The sequence below is a fragment of the Archangium sp. genome (genome assembly GCF_036389735.1).
Taxonomy (GTDB): domain Bacteria; phylum Myxococcota; class Myxococcia; order Myxococcales; family Myxococcaceae; genus Archangium.
Genome location: NZ_DASVWK010000330.1, coordinates 1 through 2,590 on the forward strand (window position 1 = coordinate 1; position 2,590 = coordinate 2,590).

Genomic DNA, 2,590 nt, shown 5'->3' on the forward strand with positions numbered 1-2,590 from the left:
TCCGCGTCGTCCTTCGGTGCCGCGACTCCAGGACCCGAGCTCGCGCTGGCGGACTCCTCGATGATGGCGTCCTCCGGCGTGGCCACGTCCAGCACCAGCACCTTCTTGGGCTTCTTCGGCGCGGCCTTCTTCGGGGACTCCTCGGAGGGCTTCGCGTTGGCCTTCTCGGCGGCCTGCGTCTCCACCAGCTTGTTGAAGCCGGCGATGTTGCGCACGCCCGCCTCGGACAGCATCTGGTAGCGCCGCTCCATCTCCTCCACCGCCCAGCGCAGCGCCAGCGCCGCCTTCTTCGGGTCCGTCACCACCGGCAGCAGCAGGTGGGGGATGCCCTCGTAGACGGACAACTCGAGCATCTTCGGGTCCACCATGATGAAGCGGACCTCCTCCGGCGTGGACTTCAGGAGGATGCTCATGATCATCGAGTTCACCGCCACGGACTTACCCGAGCCGGTGGTACCCGCGATGAGCAGGTGGGGCGCCTTGGCCAGGTCGAAGACGTACGGCATGCCCTCGATGTCCTTGCCCACGCACATGGTGAGCCGGCTGCCGGCCTTCTGGAATACGTCCTGCTCGGCGATCTCCTTGAGGTAGACCGTCTCGCGGTCGCGGTTGGGCACCTCGATGCCCACCACGCCCTTGCCGGGGATGGGGGCGACGATGCGCACGCGCATGGCCTCCATGGCCATGGCCAGGTCGTCCTGGAGCGCGGCGATCTTGCTCACCTTGATGCCGGGTCCCGGGAGGAACTCGTACATGGTGACCACGGGGCCGGGGCGGATCTCCACCACCTCGCCGGAGATGCCGAAGTCGGCCAGCTTGGCGCGCAGCTTCTCCGCCGTGGAGAGGAAGGCATCCTTGTCCAGCGCGGAGCGCTCCTTCTTCTCGATCTCCAGCACGTCTATCGGGGGCAGCGAGAAGCTGGTGCGGCCACCCACGAACTGGAACTGCTCGTGGTCCTTCTTCTTGGCGACGACGGCGGTGGGCTTGGGCGGCGCCTTGGGCTCCACGATGAGCGGCGTGCGAGCCACCAGCGCGGAGGGCGGGGCCGGCACGATGGCCGAGGACAGGGCCGGAGCCTTCTCGGCGGCCACGGGCGGAGCCACCACGGGCTCGTCACTCGGAGCCGCGGCCTCGGTGGGCCCCTCGGCGGGAGTCGGACCGGCGACGATGTTCGGCCCCTTGCGCTTGCCAGCGCGCGAGGCATCGGCGGCGGGCGGCGGGTTGGGCACCGCGCTGGCGGCGGCCGAGGGGGCCAGGAACGAGGCCCACACCGGATCCGCCCCCGAAGCCGGACGCGCGGCGGTGGGAGGCGTGACGATGACGGGCGTGCCAGCGGGAAGCTCGGGCTTCTTGTCCCGGGCCAGCTTCGCGGCCTCGCGGGCCTCCTTGGCGGCCTGCTTCTCGGCGGCGGCGCGCTCCTTCTCCTCCTGGCGCGAGAGCCGCACGGCGGCCTCGGCCATGGCCTCCTCGTCGGCGGCCTCTGCCTCCGCGGCCAGACGCTCGGCCTCCTCCAGCTCGGCCTCCTCCTCCTCGAGCTGCGAGAAGAAGGCGTCCTCTTCCTCCTTCTCCAGGGCGCGGCGCTCCTGACGCTCCTGGTAGTTCACCTTCTGCTGCTCCCAGAAGGCGAGGGCATCCTCCTGCACGCGCCTGCCGAGCACGCATGCGCCGGCCCACGCCAGCGAGCACAGCTTGAGGAAGGTGTACTGGGTGCCGACGATGAGGGCGGCGGCGCACACCGTCGTCACCAGGATGACGGTGCCCACGGTGGAGAACAGCCCCACCAGCATGCCGCCGAGCGTCGCGCCCACGAAGCCCCCGGGCGGGTGGGCCTGGCCGGGCTGGTTGCCCAGGAAGAGCTGGGCCAGCACCGCGCCGCTGAGCGTCAGCAGTACGAAGGCCACCAGCTGCGGCCAGCGCCGCCGCTCCCGGTTGCCCACGAAGACGACCATGGCGGCGTAGATGCCACACAGGGGGAGGAGATACGCCCACACCCCGAGCATGCCGCGCAGGCCCTCGGCGATGAGGTGGCCCATGGGGCCCACCGCGTTCTGGAAACCGGGCCCCTTGCGATCCTTCGCGTCGAAGGTGGCCACCGAGATCAACGACAGCAGCGAGGTGGCCATCAGGAAGAGGCCCACGAGGGCGCGCTGGCCGGGACCCGCTACCGCGCCGCCGCCGCCCTTCTGGGCCTTCTTCTCCGCGAGCGCCTTGCGTCGCGTGGCAATCTCCTGCCGCGAAAGGACCGTCTTCTCCGCTCTGGCCTTCCGTTCCGCCATGACTTCCTCACACTCCCCGTAGCGAGCTGTAGCAGCTGTCCGCGGAGTGTAGGGAGGGAGGGGGTCCGGTCAATTTTCCGGCGAGCCGTCCGGCGGTATACGGCGCGGCCACTTTGAGGCACCAGCCGGGGGCGGAGCATGTATGTTGCAGCCGCCCGTATCAGGACCGGAGGAGACCTACATCATGGCCAACCTGGACAAGCCGTCGTCGACCGAAGAGGAGTACTTCGCCCGCGAGGAGATCGAGAAGAAGCGCAAGCTCGCCATCCAACAGTCCCAGTCGATGGCCACCCAGCAGCGCGAGGAACTCAAGA

The 2,590-nt window shown here is 69.6% G+C and carries 1 protein-coding gene; it reads right to left on the reverse strand.

What is annotated here, in order from left to right; all coding sequences use genetic code 11:
• Nucleotides 1–2,276: DNA translocase FtsK (locus VF794_RS11610; protein WP_331109702.1), on the reverse strand; the 2,276-nt coding region annotated here is incomplete at its 3' end.
• Nucleotides 2,277–2,590: the final 314 nt, after the last annotated feature.